This window comes from Pelatocladus sp. BLCC-F211, from assembly GCF_041928655.1.
GTDB lineage: Bacteria > Cyanobacteriota > Cyanobacteriia > Cyanobacteriales > Nostocaceae > Pelatocladus.
Genome location: NZ_JBHFLM010000087.1, coordinates 1 through 15,840, shown reverse-complemented (window position 1 = coordinate 15,840; position 15,840 = coordinate 1). Strand labels below are relative to the sequence as shown.

The following is a 15,840-nucleotide window of genomic DNA, read 5'->3' as shown; positions in this document are numbered from 1 at the left end:
AAACCTCGTCCATCTTGAAAAGAGGAGTTTTTCAAAAAGGACATTATGTAGGTTGGGTGGAACGGAGTGTAACCCAACATTAACCAGACTATAATGTTGGGTTTCGCTGTCGCTACACCCAACCTACAAACCTTTAGTTTTGTAGTAAGGACTTTAGTCCTTTTTTGAGACGAACTTATTTCAATAATTTTAGCTTACTTAGCATAGTTTGATTTATTCTCACCAACTTACTAATTATGAAAAAAGACTTCATGTTTACATCAGAATCTGTAACAGAAGGACATCCGGATAAACTTTGCGATCAAATCAGTGATGCGATCGTAGACCGTTTTCTTCAGCAAGACCCTTATGCTCGCATCATTACAGAATGTGCGGTATCTACAGGTATTGTCTTTATTGCAGGTAGATTTGAACCTAATGCTAACGTAGATTTTACGAATGTAGCTAGAAAAATAATTGATCAGGTGGGTTATGAGCATACTGAATTTAATGGCAAAACTTGCAGCATTTTGACCAGTCTTTCAGAATTGCCAGCAGATCAAACTTATGCTTTTCGTGAACAGGAATTATCTGATGCAGAGATAGAGAAAATCCCTGTTAAAAATCAAGCTACAGTTTTTGGTTTTGCCTGCAATCAAACTTCCGTTTTGATGCCTTTACCAATTTGGTTAGCTCACAAATTAGCAAAGCGAATTAGTGAAGTCAGGAGTCAAAATCTACTTTCTTATCTCACTCCCGATGGCAAAACTCAAGTAGGTGTTGAATATCGCGATCGCCACCCCTATAGAATTCACAGCCTCACAGTTATTGCCAGTCAAAACAAAGCTAAATATCCTGATTTACAACAACTTAATGCAGATATTTACGAAACAATAATTCAACCAGTATTTGCCACTGAAGAAATTCAACCAGATGAAAAAACCAGAATATTTATTAATCCTGATGGACAATTTATTAGGGGTGGCCCTGCTGTCCATTCTGGATTAACAGGTAGAAAAAACGCCATAGATACTTATGGTGACTATGCACAACATAGTGGTTCAGCCCTCAGTGGCAAAGACCCAACTAGAATTGATAGAGTAGGGGCCTATGCTGCTCGTTATGCAGCTAAAAATGTAGTAGCAGCAGGTATTGCTGATGAATGTGAGGTGCAACTAAGTTACTCAATTGGTATTGCCAGACCAGTCAGTATTCAAGTAGAAACCTTTGGCACAGGCAAAATTTCCGATGAAGAAATTACAAAAATATTAGAAGCAAATTTTGATTTTCGTTTGGCAGGAATCATCAAAGAATTTAATTTAAGATTTCTACCTTCAATTCATAAAAGTGGTTTTTACAGACAATTAGCTGCTTATGGTCATGTAGGCAGAAATGATTTAGAACTACCTTGGGAAAAAACAGATAAAGTTGATGCGTTTTAAAAAATATCAAAAGTCATTGGTCATTGGTCATTGGTCCTTTGTATTGACAAATAACAAATGACAAATGACAAATGACAAATGACAAATAACAAACTTACACAGCTTGAGGTTCTTTTTGACGATAAAGATAATCGCAATATACTGCCCAAGTAGCACCAAATAAACCAGTTAAAGAACCTGCGATCGCAGCTCCTACACTCCAACCAACAGGACCAAGCCAGTCTGTAATTTCACACAATATAGCTGTCGTTGCTTTTGAAACAATGTAAGCTGTTCCTGTGGCTGCAACTGTGACTAAGCCTAACTCTGTCAGCATATCTGTTAGTTGTTTGCTGGATAATTCTTCTTGAAAATAGGTTTTCCAGATTGAAGTGTACATCGCAATATCAGCAGCAGTTAAAACAACCTGCTTGGGAATTTCTACGCCAGGAGTCGGCGTAGCTGAAATACCACTACCACCCATAGCGTAAGCGGTGATGGCGATCGCAACATCTAACCTTTTTTTGCCCAGACTACTCACTGTATAATCTCCTGTGACTTTTGTGGAAGCAATTTTTGCTGGCAAAGGCTGCAAAATATTAACCTCATACAATCATTTAGCTAACTATTTCCTTTCCAAATTAAAATTTTTCTTGCTCACCCTAACAGGTGATGTCAATTAAATATTTTGCTCGATATCTTAAAAGTACCAGGAGTTGCATAACTCTGGAGACTAAGATTATGAACAAAATTATTATGACAAGTCTAGTAGCTTTGACAACTGCTACTAGTTTTCTCTTCAACAATCAATCAGTTCAAGCTCATGGGCGTTACAACTATCATCATATATATCCTTTTTATCAACCAAACTATTGCTATCCCATAACTCAATGGTTGGTTGATGAAGATCCCGCCTATCACCCTCAAGCTTACGCCGATGGCTACCGTCAAGGGCGTGAAAGTGCTAAAAAGGGTAATACGTACAAACCACGTACCGCTGGTGGTGAATTTGCACGTGGTTTTGACGATGGTTATTACGGAAGGAAGTTTGCTGGTCAAAAAAATATAGTTCCTAACGAATATAGACCATACACCACGACAGATTGTGATTGGTTTGGATTTTGATAGATTGAAACGAGAAATTCCGAGGTTGAAACGAGAAACTTCGAGCTAAATTTAATTTTGTCCAACTACTTATGCTTTTTGTTATGCTTTTTGCAGAAGCGGAAGCGTCACGGTGACAGTAGTTCCTTCGCCAAGTAAAGAATTGACTTCAATCTTACCCTGATGCTTTTGAATAATCTGATAACAAATCCACAATCCTAACCCAGTCCCTTTACCCACCTCTTTCGTAGTGAAAAAGGGATCAAAAATTTTATCTTGATTTTTTGGTTCAATTCCACAACCATTATCTGTAATTCTTACGTCAATGCGATTCCCTGCAACTTTGTTAGTATGAATTAAAATTTGGGGATTAAGTTTATTATCTACCGATGATAATTTATTAAAAAATGCCTCTTCTAAAGCATCAATTGCATTACTAATAAGATTCAAAAATACCTGATTTAATTGTGCTGGGTAACACTCAACTGATGGCAATGTTTCATATTCTTTGACAACTTGAATTTTTTCTTTCAGGCGATGATTGAGAATCAATAAAGTACTGTCAATCCCTTCGTGAATATTCACAGCTTTCTTCTCAGATTCATCCAAGCGCGAGAAATTTCTTAAAGACAAAACAATTTCTCGAATTCTCTGCGCTCCCATTTTCATGGAGGTTAAAATTTTGGGCAAATCTTGACTAATATAATCTAGCTCTATCTGTTCTAGACAATTTTGAATTGCACTAGTCGGTTGAGGATATTCGTTTCTGTACAAATTCAATAATTCTAATAATTCTTCAATATATTCCTTAGCATAGCTAATATTACCGTAGATAAAACTAATCGGATTATTGATTTCATGAGCAACTCCCGCAACCATATTACCCAGTGAAGACATTTTTTCAGTTTGAATCAACTGTGCTTGAGTTTGCTGGAGTTCTTGAATAGCGTAACTCAGTTGATCGTAAGCTAGATTTAATTCCTGATTTTTCTGTAAAAGTTGATTAGTGCGTTCTTCGACTCGCTTTTCTAAAGTTGTACGAGCTTGTTCTAATTCTTGAGTGTACTCTGCAACTCGACGAATCAAACTGTTGAGAGAAGTAGCCAAAATTCCAATTTCATCATTTCTAGTTACAGGAGCCTGTAAATCAAAATTTCCTTCTTGAGTGGCTTTTTGAGCTACTCTCGCTACAGTCAATAAAGGTTCGGAAATATTCAATGCGATATTCTTACCCACCAAGGTACAAATCAAACCCCCCACAACGAAAAAACCCCACAGTCTTAAGCATAGGTACTGTACTGTATGGTTGAGATCAACAAGCGACTTTAGCAATACAACTGTCAAAGAAGTATTGCTCAATCCTTGGATTGAAATACTTTTGGCAATGTATTGCCTATTTGTGAGCAAAATACGTGTTGGTGGAATCTTGGTAGATGGTAATTGCCAATTTTTATTTGTGACTGCTGTGAGTGTAGAAACAACAACCGTTTTATCTTCGTTTAACGCAATCAAGTATTCATCTTTAGCTGCGATCAGATTTTTGAGTAACTCGTTATTGATGAGAATACCAATTTCAATTGCACCAATCACTTCCTCTTCGTTGGACTTAATAGGAGCTGTACCCACCAGAACTAACTGCTTTTGTCCTCGTTGTTTTTGAAGATTCACCACATCTAAAGGATACATCCCAGCAAGTGCCTGAGAAATACTTGTTCGATCTTCTAAGTTTGACTTTTGTAATTTTGGCTGTCTGAAATCCAGCACTACTCCACCATTTTGATTGACAATCTTGATCAGGTCTAGTTTTAATTTAGTCTGATGTGAAACTAATATTTTTAGCAGTGTCTGAGTATTTTTCTGTTCCAGCGCCGTACGCAGATCATTTCGCTCTGCTATCAACTGTACCCAAGAACCTAAGTGTTGTGTTTCTGTTTGCAACTCCTGCAAAATAACTGCTGCACCTGATGCAACAGAATTTTTCATTTGGTATTCCATGGCGCTGGTAAACCAAAAAGCAAAGCTAATTACTGCTACCACCATAATGCTAAAGAACACCAGCATAAACGGCATGATAATTCTTTGGCTTAAAGGTAGTTTTGAGTAACTCGCTTGCAACTTCACACCGCGTCCCACTGTTTGGCGGTGAGTTTGTTGCTCAGGACTTTGGTTGAAAAAGCTGAAGAATGGCATTTGTGTATTAGTATTAATCAGCACTAGTAAGCGCAGTAGCTATGAGTCATAGAGACGATATCCAACTCTTTTAATTGTTATTTTTTTAACCTTAATTTTGTGACTGTTGCTGTACAACAAGGCTGAATTTGTAGCCTTGAGTACTTAATTGAGTTAAATAAATTATGGATTCCAAAATTAATTTTTATACTTTAATCAATTAAGTCTTAAATAATATTGCAAAAATGATTTTGCTGTCAAACTTACGACTAACTAAGTAATAAGTTTGTATAAAAAATATTAAGTATAAAAGCAAGGGGACAAGGGGGACAGATAAATCCAAAATCCAAAATCCAAAATTGTTTGACCCTTGACCATGGACTATTTTTAGTTAAACTTCATTGCAAATTAAGAAGTGAAGTTTAACGATGTGATAAGTTTTGAAAATGTGAATCGATTAATAGGGATTAACAAACAAAGGAGAACACAGTGGCGATGGAATCACAGTTCCTCAAGGATACAGGCGTAGTCGTTGAAGAAGACTTTAGTGAATATGTTGCCCACCTCCAAATGCACATGGCTCTGCAAGCTCGCAATCTGGTTCCAACGCTGAAGCAGACACAGGTAGACAGTCGAGAGCAATTGCTCCATCAAACTCAAGCAAACTTTGAAAAACAAATTTCTCGCCGAGTTATCTAGTTCAAATCCATACAAATCTTCAATAAAATTTAACTAAAATCAAAGCAGAACTAGTTGAGTCCAGGCTAATGTAGTCATCAACTAGTCTGCTTTTTAATATTGAGTTGTGAAAATCACTCTTTTGGAGCAATAGAAAGGGGTGGAAAGCCGTTAATATTAATGCAGCAGTACCTCTGTTTCTGTTTAATTAAGGCGCAATGGCGGCTCGAATGAAAATGACTTCATTACTTCAGAAGAATCTTAGCATTGTCATCCGACCTATCCAACATCGAGACTTGGATGGTATTGGACGTATAGCTATGGATTCATTCGCTGCTAAAACCAGAAAAGGAGCCGATTTTGCTATGCGGCAAATGCAATGGCTGCGCCGCTGGTATGGATTGTTGAGATTTTTAAGTTGGTTTCCAAATCCACTACAGTATATTTTCTGTGGATATGTAGCAGAACAGGGGCGATCGCTCTTAGGAATGATCCAAGTCTCGCCATTCAATCGTACGCGTAGCACTTGGCGCGTAGATCGGGTAATCTTAGAACGCGCTGCCGATAAGCAAGGAATTGGTTCGCAGCTTTTGCGTTACTGTTTTGAGTCAATTTTAGAGGCTCGTACTTGGATACTAGAAGTTAACATTAATGATACAGAAGCACTGGCGCTGTATCGGCAAAATGGTTTTCAGCGTCTGGCTGAAATGACCTATTGGGAAATTAAACCAGAACTGCTAGCTGAATTGGCACAGATTAACCCTGATTTGCCTAATATGCTACCCATAAGTAATGCTGATGCTCAACTGCTATATCAATTAGATACAGCATCAATGCCACCTTTGGTACGCCAGGTATTTGATCGGCAAACTGATGACTTTAAAACCAACCTGTTTGGTGCTTTGGTTGACGCTGTGAAGCAATGGGTGACAAAAACTGAAGTGGTCAGTGGTTACGTATTTGAGCCTCAACGTAAAGCCGCGATCGGTTATTTTCAAATTACTTTAGACCGTAAAGGTGAAGAACCACACATGGCGACGCTGGCAGTTCACCCAGCCTATACTTGGCTGTATCCAGAACTGTTAACTCAACTTGCTCGCATTTCCCAAGATTTTCCCCAGCAACCTTTGCAACTAGCTTCGGCAGATTATCAACCAGAGGGAGAAGAATATTTAGAACAAATTGGAGCAAGTCGGATAGAACACACTCTGATTATGTCTCGCTCGGTGTGGCATAAAGTCCGAGAGTCAAAATTTGTCTCTCTGGAAGGAATTCAGTTACCTGAAGTACTACAAGGTTTGCAACCTGCACGCAAACCCATACCAGGAGGAATGTCATGGCTACCACAACATAAGCCAACTTCTTCAGATAGATCAACACCACCTAATCCATCAAAAGAAAATATTTCTTTTTCTAGCAAAAACTCTCACATTGTAGAGCCATTTTGTCAGCAAGATTCAGCTGATGGACAGCAGGAGTAGTGCTGTGGATATTGAACAGGGACAAAAGGGAGACGGGGGACACGGGGGACACGGGGGAGAAGACAGGAATTTCACTTCTGTGTCTTACTCTAGTTCTAAATATGTTTCTGCTTTAGGATTAGATGTTGGTCGTAAACGAATTGGTGTGGCGGGGTGCGATCGCTTAGGCTTAATAGCCACTGGAATTACCACTGTCGAACGTACATCTTTTCAGCAAGATGTCGAACAGATACAAAAATTAATTAAAGAACGAGAAGTAGAAGTTTTAGTCGTCGGTTTACCTTATTCAATGGACGGTTCTTTAGGATTCCAAGCCAAACAAGTGCAAAAGTTTGCGACACGACTAAGGAAAGCTCTGCACTTACCTGTGGAGTATGTAGACGAGCGATTAACTTCTTTTCAAGCAGAGCAGTTGCTCTTAGCTGAAAACCGTTCTCCATCACGCCATAAAGCTTTGATTGACCGTAAGGCCGCAGCTTTAATATTACAGCAATGGTTGGATATACGACGAACTAGCTTACAACCAACAGAATTATCTGCTGAGTAAGCATAGCTTGTCGCATGATATTCTGAAATCTGTTAACCAGCCAAGGTAGGAAAGAATTGAAGGAACCAGGGAACGGAGAACGGAAAACGGAGAACGGGGAACGGGTATTTTCAATCCCCAATCCTCAATCTCTGATACCTAATCCTTAATCCCATTCCCATCTCCCCATCTATAAAATAGCTGGTAGTCATACAGTTTATATCTCGGCTATGTCTTTTTCTTATTTTTCTGACGAACACGATCGCGAACATGCTGGAACTATTACTTTGAGCGATGATAAAGGGCGATCGCTCGAATGTTATATTGAGCATTCACTCGAAGTTGATGGACAAGGCTACTTTTTGCTACTTCCGGTTGACTCACCTGTAGAAATCTTTGCTTGGCAAGGCGAGGAAGAAGAAGAAGAGGCTGTTCTGGTAGAAGATGATACAACTATCGAGCAAATTTTTAGCACTGCCCAAGCTGTGCTATCAGAACAAAATCTAGTCCTCAATAATACAGCTTATGCTTTAACTGTCGCAGGTGAATTACCCCCAGTAGAAGAATCAGAACTGTTCACTTTAGAAATCGAAGACGAACAGTCAGATTTAGAACCAGAGCAATTACAATTGCTAGCCAGCTTTTACCATGAAGATCAGGAGTATGCGATTTATACTCCCCTCGACCCACTGCTATTTTTTGCACGCATATCTAAAACTGGTAAACCTGAATTACTCTCTCCAGAAGAATTCCGTCAAGTGCAACCTTTGTTAGAAGAGCATTTGTTTAATGAAGTTGAATAAAATTAAAAATTCAAAACAAAACTAAGGTAATGCTTAATTTCTACATAAGGAATTTTTAATTATTACTAGCTATGAGCTACAACATTTGGCAGGATTTTTGCCAAATGTTTTAGTTATTGCATAAATTTCATAAAAATGTGTCTATGATCTAGTGTCCATAGTCAAGAGTTATTTACTAATGACCATTGACCATTGACCATTGACCATTAACCCTTGACCATTGACTTCTAACGAAACTATGCGCTGGAACAAACTCTTACAGCCTGATTTAATTTTGGAAGGTTCAGTGTTGAATCTCACACCCGACATCATCCAACAATATGAGCTGAAAGGGCTGGTGTTGGATGTAGATGAAACATTAGTACCAATTAAAGTAGTATCGACTTCGGCAGAACTACAACAGTGGGTTCAGGAAATCCGTCAGGTAGCAACCCTGTACCTTGTCAGCAATAACTTAAGTGAAGTCCGCATCGGTAATATTGCTCGTTCTTTGGATTTACCTTACTACTTGGGCGCGGCTAAACCGTCGCGACGTAAGATTAGAGCCGCTCTCAGTGCGATGAACTTACCTGCAAAACAAGTCGCAATGGTTGGCGATCGCTTATTTACCGATGTCTTAGCTGGTAATCGTCTAGGAATGTTTACCATTTTGGTTGAACCAATTGTTCATCCTGATGTTGCTTTGCGCTCTCATCCAATCCGCAACTTTGAAGTTTGGGTATCGGAAGTCATGGGAGCTTCCATAAGCCCTAAAAAACGTAGATTTACAAAGCTTCACAAATAGTCAGGAAAGTAAATCTAAAGAAAAAATTAAAAAAACTTTGTTTGCTACAAAAATAGGGGATCATAAGTATAGATAACATTGGGGTCAGCAAAATAAAGACCCTAAAAATAACAAGAAGTTACATATATATAAAGCGCTAGCCCGTACTCACTGTATGGGCTAGCGTTTTGTCTACAGTGATTAGTTTCATCATTAAATACCTAAGTATAGAATTTCATTAATTAGTATCAAATTCTCTGTAAATATACTCCAGACTCCACGTATCTTTGCTTCTAAAAACGTTACAATTTGATGCAAAGCTGTACTAATATAAATTTTTATCAACTAACTCTTGACTATACATACAATTATTAGCATTATATCTGCTTGGTGTTGCCACTAGCTTGTGGTGTTCTATCCTGAATACTAGCGCAGATACCCAACCTAGTCAGTCACACACGAGTTAATCCGTTCAGACCGCACAGAGTATAGCCGCCTGGAGGAATCCTCGTACCCATTTGTGAAAAAAAATCACCTGGTTACGAAGATTTATTCAAATGTAATTAAGATGTGTGGGGATTGTTGATGTTTATGAATAGGCAGCCATTGATTTTAGTTGTAGAGCCAAATCTACATGAATTAGAAATTCTCAATAGCTATATTAAAAAACTACAATTTTCATGCATGTGTGCCAAACAAGGGGTAAGAGCTTTAATCATGGCGCAAACTCATAAACCAGATTTAATTTTTCTAGATATGGTTCTGCCTGACTTGAATAGTATCCAAGTTATTTATTACCTCAAGCGTAATTTAGAAACCAAGCAAATACCAATTATTGGGTTAACATCTGGAAGCAGTACAGAAGATTTAAATCCTGCTCTCAATACCGGAGCTGTTGATTGTATAGCTAAACCCTTCAATTTCCAACAAATAGAATTTTGTCTTCGCCGCCATCTGAGCCTATTACATTGTGTTAACTAAACCTTTTAACTAACTATGTAGACCAGCGCAAAAAAATTAACTAGTGAGGCTCGTCAATTGCTATTCGAGCCAGCTACTTTTTTCTTATAAGCTTTGGGAATAGCTTGGGGATTGCGAACTTCTGGCAAATTTCCTATAAAAACAATCATACCAGTTCGACCAGTTGTTAAATTTGTGTGGGTAATTAGGTCTAAAACCGGTTTACCAATTACTTCTTCAACCAAATATTGAATTTGCGGAACGATAATTCTGTCTATATCGATTCTGACTTGTTCAGCCAGGATATCAGAACCAGATTTAATCAAAATTTGCTCAATTTTACTCACAGTATTTTCTAGAGTAATTGCTAATTCTCCATGAAAAAAATGACAATTAATTTTACTAGGACGTAACCCAAGTTCAACATTATACAGAGAACGAATACGATTAGAAATTTCTCTCTCTAATTGTCCAATTGTCGGTGCTGACATATTAATTTCCTATATTAGAAAAGCCTCAAATCAAATATAAATACATAATGAAATAGATAACAAGTATTCATAGTTTTGGTGAATACGAACACCCTGTTGACTTTAAGTTCAACAACACCTAATACCGTAGCATCTGTTATAAATAAAGTGTTATAGTATCCAAATATTCATCACAAAAACCATTAATTCAGCAATATTGCAGACTATAGGTATAAAAATAAATATCTTAAACCAGCAATTTCCTGTGAATGTAGAAGCAGATAGAATACATAATAAGCTTTTATTATACGTATTAACTTGTCAAAGCATGTATTAGAAGGTATGAGAAATGACAGCTAATTTTTTCCTTCTGATTTGCAAGTGGGTATAGGGGTGTAGGTTTTTTAATAAAGCAATGAGTTAATGACTATAAAACTAATAGACATCTCCAATAATTAAATATGCGTCAGCCAGAATCCTTGTAGAGACGCGAAATTACACTGCGGGATCTTGCTACGCGTCTCTACATTATTTTTCACCAGATGTCTAATGGAGTCATCACCGTTTCATAAACTCCTACATCCTTACACTCTTTGTTTTCGTGACTACTTCACTTCGTTCCAAATAATCTATCCCCGGCGTCTCCTAATCCGGGAATAATGTAGCCATGAACATCCAACTTTTCATCTATAGCCGCAGTGTATATAGGGACATCGGGGTGTACTTCAGTGAAATGTGCGATTCCTTCAGGCGCAGCAAGTAAGCAAACAAACTTGAGCGATCGCGCATTGGTTGATTTGAGTCTTTCCACTGCTGCGACAGCAGAATTACCAGTAGCCAGCATCGGATCGACTACCAGTACATCTCGCTTTTCTATGTCGTGGGGGACTTTGAAATAATACTCTACAGGAATCAAGGTCTTGGGATCACGGTATAAACCAATATGTCCCACTCGTGCTGATGGTAGCAGCTCTAGCATTCCGTCCAAAATTCCCTGTCCTGCTCGTTGAATAGAAATGATCACCAGCTTTTTGTCTGATGCAAGCACAGGAGCATTCATCTGAGCTAGAGGTGTTTGAATTAGTTCACATTTGAGCTTTAAATCTCGCGTTACCTCATATGCCAACAACATACTAATTTCTTTCAACAGAAAGCGAAATGTTGCCGTACTGGTTTCAACCTTACGCATCAGCGTCAGTTTGTGCTGAATTAATGGATGCTCAATTAGTATTACTTGATTTCCCATGTTAGTGATTGGGGATTGGGGATTGGGGATTGGGGATTGGGGATTAGGGATTGGGGATTGGGGATTGGGGACTGGAAGGGAGACACGGAGGATACATCAATTCAAAATACCCTTCGGGAACGCCAAGGGCGTACAAAATTCAAAATTTAAGAACTTGTTACCCATTCCCTGTTCCCTGTTAAGAGTTCCCTATCCATTGACCAATGACAACTAAAATACTGTGCCATCACTTTCTATCTGTATGGGAGGAATACCACCTGTGCGGAGTTGAGCAGCTATTTTTCGTCCAGCTGTCCAGGTTCCTCCTTGCAAAATTTTTACCAATGGTAATTCCTCATTACTCATACCTAATTTGGCTCGGACTGTAGCGGCGATTCGATCTAGGAGAATGACAGTCAAGGCGCGCCATTCAACGATAACTTCGGACGCTACTGATTGAGGTTCAGTAAAAATATCTGAATGTTTACCCTTAATCAGTCCCAAGTCTAGGCATAAGCCGCCATTACGATATTCTGGTAATCCAGTCAGAGCATCTAAGTTGATTATTTGTATACCTAATTCTTGGAGAGGCTCAAGTAGAGAATAACTCAGCCACTGAGATAGTTTGTGAAAAGGTATCAAACCGTCATCAGTAACGGCTGGATGAAACCAGACATCTCCCAGATTTGACCCAGCAATTTCTAAGCGTCCGGGCCAAATGTCACTCAGTCCTTGCAAAACAGCATTTAATACAGTTGCAGCTGCTAACTGGTTATTTTTTACTTTCGTCAAAAGATAATTTACTAGATTGCCAGGGCGGGGATTTTGTTCCCCAAACTTCTGGGGCGAAGCTAGCAGGACTTGACCTAACTTTTGTAGTAATTGCGATCGCCCTGCAATTCCCACCAAGGGATTATCTGCGGTGACACCAAATCCATCAGCTAATTCTTGTTCTGTTAATTGTTGCAATCTGAGGGCATTTGCTTGTAAAGGTTGATGGCGATCGCTCGCAAAAAGTCCTTGACAAAACATTTGGTAACTAGCAACTGCCAAACCTTCAGAACGCCTAAAACTCAACTGAGTTTCTTCTTCATAAAAATGCCAGCGATCGCCAGCACCAGCATCCAATAACACACTAATTATGGCTAAATCAAACTTAGCAGCAGCTTTCTCGATGGGCGTCATCTGGGCTAATTTTTCATCCAACTTAGCCAACCGTGGTACACCACCAACTTCAAAATGTCGCCAACGACTGTGAAACGGGATTTGTAAATCAGGATATTGCTCCCGTATCACTTCAATCACATAATCTGCTACTCGTTCCAACTGATCTAAATCACAAGCAAAATGATCAGACTTACCTGCAACAGCCATTGTAAATATTTGTTCACAACGCTCTCGAATCGCAATTGGCGATCGCAAATAAGCAACCACCTCAGTTTCTGATCTTGGCGTTCTACTATTACAATCAGACGCTTGCACCTCTATCGCGTCCTTGGCGGTTTCTATTTCCACGTTTCCAACTTCCTCCAACCAACACACCCCAACTTTTGGTAATTGGTAATGGGTAATTGGTAATGGGTAATTGGGATATTACTATGCCCAATGCCCAATGCCCGATGCCCAATGCCCAATGCCCAATGCCCATTACCATTGACCCTTGACTTAATCTGTTAAAGAACGCCCTTTTACCTCCGCTAAATCATCAATTTCCAACACCTTACCTGTGGTATAATAACCAGCAGCTTTTTTAGCTTCAATTTCGACACGGGCATCTTGGGGAATCAACTCTTCGGGAATGGGTATGCGTTCCCCAATTTCGATCCCGGCTGTCGTGATGGCATTGTATTTCATGTTGCTCATCGACACCATGCGATCGATGCGGGTAACTCCCAACCAATGCAAAACATCTGGCATTAACTCCTGAAAGCGCATGTCTTGCACACCCGCGACACATTCAGTACGAGCAAAATAAGCATCAGCGCGATCGCCTCCTTCTTGTCGCTTGCGGGCGTTGTAAACTAAGAATTTCGTCACTTCTCCCAAAGCACGTCCTTCTTTGCGACAGTAAATAATGATCCCAACACCCCCTTCCTGTGCAGTTTGCACACAAACTTCTATGCCATGTACCAGATAGGGGCGACAGGTGCAGATATCTGACCCAAAAACATCAGAACCGTTGCACTCATCATGTACTCGTACTGCTAGAGGTTTACTAGGGTCGTTAATTGCTGCTACATCCCCCACAATATAAACCGTCACGCCCCCGATTGGCGGTAAAAATACCTCCAAATCAGTTCGCGTCACCAGTTCTGGGAACATACCTCCGGTTTGTTCAAATAAAGCACGTCGTAATTCACCCTCACTGATTTGAAAGCGTTTTGCAACTCCTGGTAAATACCAAACTGGCTCAATCGCAGCTTTGGTAACAACCAAATCGCCACCTGGTTTCATAATCTTGCCATCGATCGCCAAGCGTCCTTTAGTTACAGCCTCCAGTAATTCAGGCATATTGATGTGGGCTTTGGTAATCGCGATCGTGGGGCGAATATCATACCCTTGCTCGTAGTAAGGTGCGAATACTTCACCCACAATTGCCCCAAAGGGATCGAGGGAAACAATCTTATCAGGATCAAACCAACTAGGATGCGGCCCGATATGCTCAATTGGAGAAGTATTAGTGAGGTCTGCTCTGTGATCTGACTGTAATGCACCACTTGCCACTGCTAAGGCACGATAAACCGCATAACTGCCAGAATGAGTACCAATCACATTACGGTGTGCTTGTTTTGTCAAAGTGGCAATCACGGGACCCCGTTCCATCGGGTCGCTTGCTCCCCACTTGATAGGAATTGGTTTGGGACCAAAACGACTGGGATGAGAAGTTAGAACTATATGCCTGGAAACGCTGTTTTGGTTTGGCATAGTCATTTATTTTTTCTTGGGATACTTCTTATTAGTCACTAGCCAGCAGTCAAACGTCAATAGTTGATGGCTAGATGTTCTCTGACATTCTTCCTATGCTTCATATCTTTACAAATATCCCAAAAATTTTACCCACACCCACAAAATCCTCCTACACCCTTAGTACAGACGCGTAGACCAGGGTAAGAGCGGCTTCAAGGTAAGAGTATAATCGCGTCTCTACTGCACCCCTACACCCGGATTTATCAGAGCTAAAAACCTTGATTCTCTCCGGATTGCTATATATCGTATTACAGGCTACAACAAACCACACATTGATTGCTTTAACTTGCAATTTATAAGGTGAATTTTAAAAGGTCGATTAAGAAGTTACTTTTGAGAACATTTTGTGCGAAATTTGATCCTAAAGATACTATACTCTCACGTCAAATTCATGGATTCTTTATTTGTCAATTCCTTACTTGAAGACTTGAAAAATTCTGATGAAAAAGTCCGCGAACAAGCGACAAAAAAGCTTTGGCGTATCTGGTATCAGCAAAAGGGAATATATGGCTTAGAAATGATTGAACGCAGTCAGAAATTACTAGATTCAGGACAAACTAACAAAGCCGAAGCAGTCTTGACTGAGTTAATTAATGAACAACCAGACTTTGCTGAAGCTTGGAATCGTCGTGCTTTTCTTTACTACACTACTAGCCAGTATGAAAAATCTTTAGCTGATTGTCTAATGACTATTCAGATTAATCCAGTTCATTTTGGCGCACTGCATGGCATGGGCTTAAGTTATGCAGCTTTAGGAGAATACGCAAAAGCGATCGCAGCTTTTAAGCGCGCCCTCGAAATTCAACCCTACTCTCTAATCAATCAAAAATTAATTCTCGAATGTTCATTTCGATTAAGTTAAAACACAAAAAATAAAGAATAATATTTTGTATTAAATTTGACCAAAGACTAAAAAATAATATTTAAAGTCTCAATTGGTGCAAATAATTATCCAGTATGGCTTTTTTGTTATTGATACCAGTGGAAACTTCACTTGTGTCAATAACAACCAGTAGCCAGGAATAAATTTTTCCAGCCAGTTTCTTAACATTAGAAAGCTGGAAAAATATGACAATTGAAATCAATGTAAAGTTTTTTTGCTAGCTTTATAAAAGCTAATTAATTTCGATGAAAATATTTTGTTTACTTGTAGTGTAGTTTTGTAGGTTGGGTGTAGCGACAGCGAAACCCAACATTATAGTCTGGTTAATGTTGGGTTACACTCCGTTCCACCCAACCTACATAATGTCCTTTTTGAAAAACTCCTCTTTTCAAGATGGACGAGGTTTAATTT

At 39.3% G+C, this 15,840-nt stretch carries 15 protein-coding genes; 9 read left to right on the top strand and 6 right to left on the bottom strand.

Annotated features, from left to right (window positions below; translation table 11 throughout):
• The first annotated feature begins 236 nt into the window (after positions 1-236).
• Complete coding sequence (gene metK / locus ACE1AT_RS10705; RefSeq protein WP_374868044.1) at positions 237-1,421, top strand: methionine adenosyltransferase; 1,185 nt, start codon at positions 237-239, stop codon at positions 1,419-1,421.
• A gap of 94 nt (positions 1,422-1,515) precedes the next feature.
• On the opposite strand, the gene ACE1AT_RS10700 is transcribed toward metK, so the two are convergent.
• On the bottom strand, positions 1,516-1,941 hold the full coding sequence (locus ACE1AT_RS10700) for a hypothetical protein (RefSeq protein WP_374868050.1): 426 nt from the start codon (positions 1,939-1,941) through the stop codon (positions 1,516-1,518).
• A gap of 200 nt (positions 1,942-2,141) precedes the next feature.
• Here ACE1AT_RS10700 and ACE1AT_RS10695 point away from each other — a divergent pair, with 200 nt between their 5' ends.
• A complete protein-coding gene (locus ACE1AT_RS10695; RefSeq protein WP_374868042.1) occupies positions 2,142-2,525 on the top strand; it encodes a hypothetical protein in 384 nt (127 codons plus the stop codon).
• Between the two features lie 81 nt (positions 2,526-2,606).
• Here the strand turns inward: ACE1AT_RS10695 and ACE1AT_RS10690 are convergent, their stop codons facing one another.
• Positions 2,607-4,694: an ATP-binding protein gene (locus tag ACE1AT_RS10690; protein ID WP_374868040.1), complete on the bottom strand. Its 2,088-nt coding sequence runs from the start codon at positions 4,692-4,694 to the stop codon at positions 2,607-2,609.
• Between the two features lie 474 nt (positions 4,695-5,168).
• Here ACE1AT_RS10690 and ACE1AT_RS10685 point away from each other — a divergent pair, with 474 nt between their 5' ends.
• From ACE1AT_RS10685 to ACE1AT_RS10660, 6 genes are all read left to right on the top strand, one after another.
• Complete coding sequence (locus ACE1AT_RS10685; protein ID WP_374868048.1) at positions 5,169-5,372, top strand: hypothetical protein; 204 nt, start codon at positions 5,169-5,171, stop codon at positions 5,370-5,372.
• Positions 5,373-5,569: 197 nt separating this feature from the next.
• On the top strand, positions 5,570-6,832 hold the full coding sequence (locus ACE1AT_RS10680) for a GNAT family N-acetyltransferase (protein ID WP_374868038.1): 1,263 nt from the start codon (positions 5,570-5,572) through the stop codon (positions 6,830-6,832).
• Between the two features lie 4 nt (positions 6,833-6,836).
• The gene (gene ruvX / locus ACE1AT_RS10675; RefSeq protein ID WP_374868036.1) at positions 6,837-7,379 is read left to right on the top strand and encodes a Holliday junction resolvase RuvX; all 543 of its coding nucleotides are present in this window, start codon (positions 6,837-6,839) and stop codon (positions 7,377-7,379) included.
• Between the two features lie 209 nt (positions 7,380-7,588).
• Positions 7,589-8,161: a DUF3727 domain-containing protein gene (locus ACE1AT_RS10670; RefSeq protein ID WP_374868034.1), complete on the top strand. Its 573-nt coding sequence runs from the start codon at positions 7,589-7,591 to the stop codon at positions 8,159-8,161.
• Between the two features lie 238 nt (positions 8,162-8,399).
• Positions 8,400-8,945 (top strand): YqeG family HAD IIIA-type phosphatase, encoded by a 546-nt coding sequence (locus ACE1AT_RS10665; protein ID WP_374868032.1) that lies wholly within the window; start codon positions 8,400-8,402, stop codon positions 8,943-8,945.
• A 570-nt stretch (positions 8,946-9,515) separates the two neighbouring features.
• Positions 9,516-9,905, top strand: coding sequence for a PleD family two-component system response regulator (locus ACE1AT_RS10660; protein ID WP_374868030.1), 390 nt, complete (start codon positions 9,516-9,518; stop codon positions 9,903-9,905).
• Positions 9,906-9,958: 53 nt separating this feature from the next.
• On the opposite strand, the gene ACE1AT_RS10655 is transcribed toward ACE1AT_RS10660, so the two are convergent.
• From ACE1AT_RS10655 to ACE1AT_RS10640, 4 genes are all read right to left on the bottom strand, one after another.
• Positions 9,959-10,375, bottom strand: a complete 417-nt coding sequence (locus ACE1AT_RS10655; RefSeq protein ID WP_374868028.1) for a DUF2294 domain-containing protein — start codon at positions 10,373-10,375, stop codon at positions 9,959-9,961.
• Positions 10,376-10,964: 589 nt separating this feature from the next.
• Positions 10,965-11,600 (bottom strand): uracil phosphoribosyltransferase, encoded by a 636-nt coding sequence (gene upp, locus ACE1AT_RS10650; RefSeq protein WP_374868026.1) that lies wholly within the window; start codon positions 11,598-11,600, stop codon positions 10,965-10,967.
• A gap of 210 nt (positions 11,601-11,810) precedes the next feature.
• On the bottom strand, positions 11,811-13,094 hold the full coding sequence (locus tag ACE1AT_RS10645; RefSeq protein ID WP_374868024.1) for a URC4/urg3 family protein: 1,284 nt from the start codon (positions 13,092-13,094) through the stop codon (positions 11,811-11,813).
• Between the two features lie 150 nt (positions 13,095-13,244).
• The gene (locus ACE1AT_RS10640; protein ID WP_374868046.1) at positions 13,245-14,504 is read right to left on the bottom strand and encodes a GTP cyclohydrolase II; all 1,260 of its coding nucleotides are present in this window, start codon (positions 14,502-14,504) and stop codon (positions 13,245-13,247) included.
• A 433-nt stretch (positions 14,505-14,937) separates the two neighbouring features.
• Here ACE1AT_RS10640 and ACE1AT_RS10635 point away from each other — a divergent pair, with 433 nt between their 5' ends.
• On the top strand, positions 14,938-15,408 hold the full coding sequence (locus tag ACE1AT_RS10635) for a tetratricopeptide repeat protein (RefSeq protein ID WP_374868022.1): 471 nt from the start codon (positions 14,938-14,940) through the stop codon (positions 15,406-15,408).
• Positions 15,409-15,840 lie beyond the last annotated feature (432 nt).

Excerpts from the sequence above, each read along its gene's own strand:
- upp (WP_374868026.1), bottom strand. The coding sequence starts at position 11,600 with ATGGGAAATCAAGTAATACTAATTGAGCATCCATTAATTCAGCACAAA.
- ACE1AT_RS10680 (WP_374868038.1), top strand. The coding sequence starts at position 5,570 with ATGGCGGCTCGAATGAAAATGACTTCATTACTTCAGAAGAATCTTAGC.
- ACE1AT_RS10635 (WP_374868022.1), top strand. The coding sequence starts at position 14,938 with ATGGATTCTTTATTTGTCAATTCCTTACTTGAAGACTTGAAAAATTCT.
- ACE1AT_RS10655 (WP_374868028.1), bottom strand. The coding sequence starts at position 10,375 with ATGTCAGCACCGACAATTGGACAATTAGAGAGAGAAATTTCTAATCGT.
- metK (WP_374868044.1), top strand. The coding sequence starts at position 237 with ATGAAAAAAGACTTCATGTTTACATCAGAATCTGTAACAGAAGGACAT.
- ACE1AT_RS10685 (WP_374868048.1), top strand. The coding sequence starts at position 5,169 with ATGGAATCACAGTTCCTCAAGGATACAGGCGTAGTCGTTGAAGAAGAC.
- ACE1AT_RS10665 (WP_374868032.1), top strand. The coding sequence starts at position 8,400 with ATGCGCTGGAACAAACTCTTACAGCCTGATTTAATTTTGGAAGGTTCA.
- ACE1AT_RS10660 (WP_374868030.1), top strand. The coding sequence starts at position 9,516 with ATGAATAGGCAGCCATTGATTTTAGTTGTAGAGCCAAATCTACATGAA.
- ACE1AT_RS10690 (WP_374868040.1), bottom strand. The coding sequence starts at position 4,694 with ATGCCATTCTTCAGCTTTTTCAACCAAAGTCCTGAGCAACAAACTCAC.
- ACE1AT_RS10640 (WP_374868046.1), bottom strand. The coding sequence starts at position 14,504 with ATGCCAAACCAAAACAGCGTTTCCAGGCATATAGTTCTAACTTCTCAT.
- ACE1AT_RS10695 (WP_374868042.1), top strand. The coding sequence starts at position 2,142 with ATGAACAAAATTATTATGACAAGTCTAGTAGCTTTGACAACTGCTACT.
- ACE1AT_RS10670 (WP_374868034.1), top strand. The coding sequence starts at position 7,589 with ATGTCTTTTTCTTATTTTTCTGACGAACACGATCGCGAACATGCTGGA.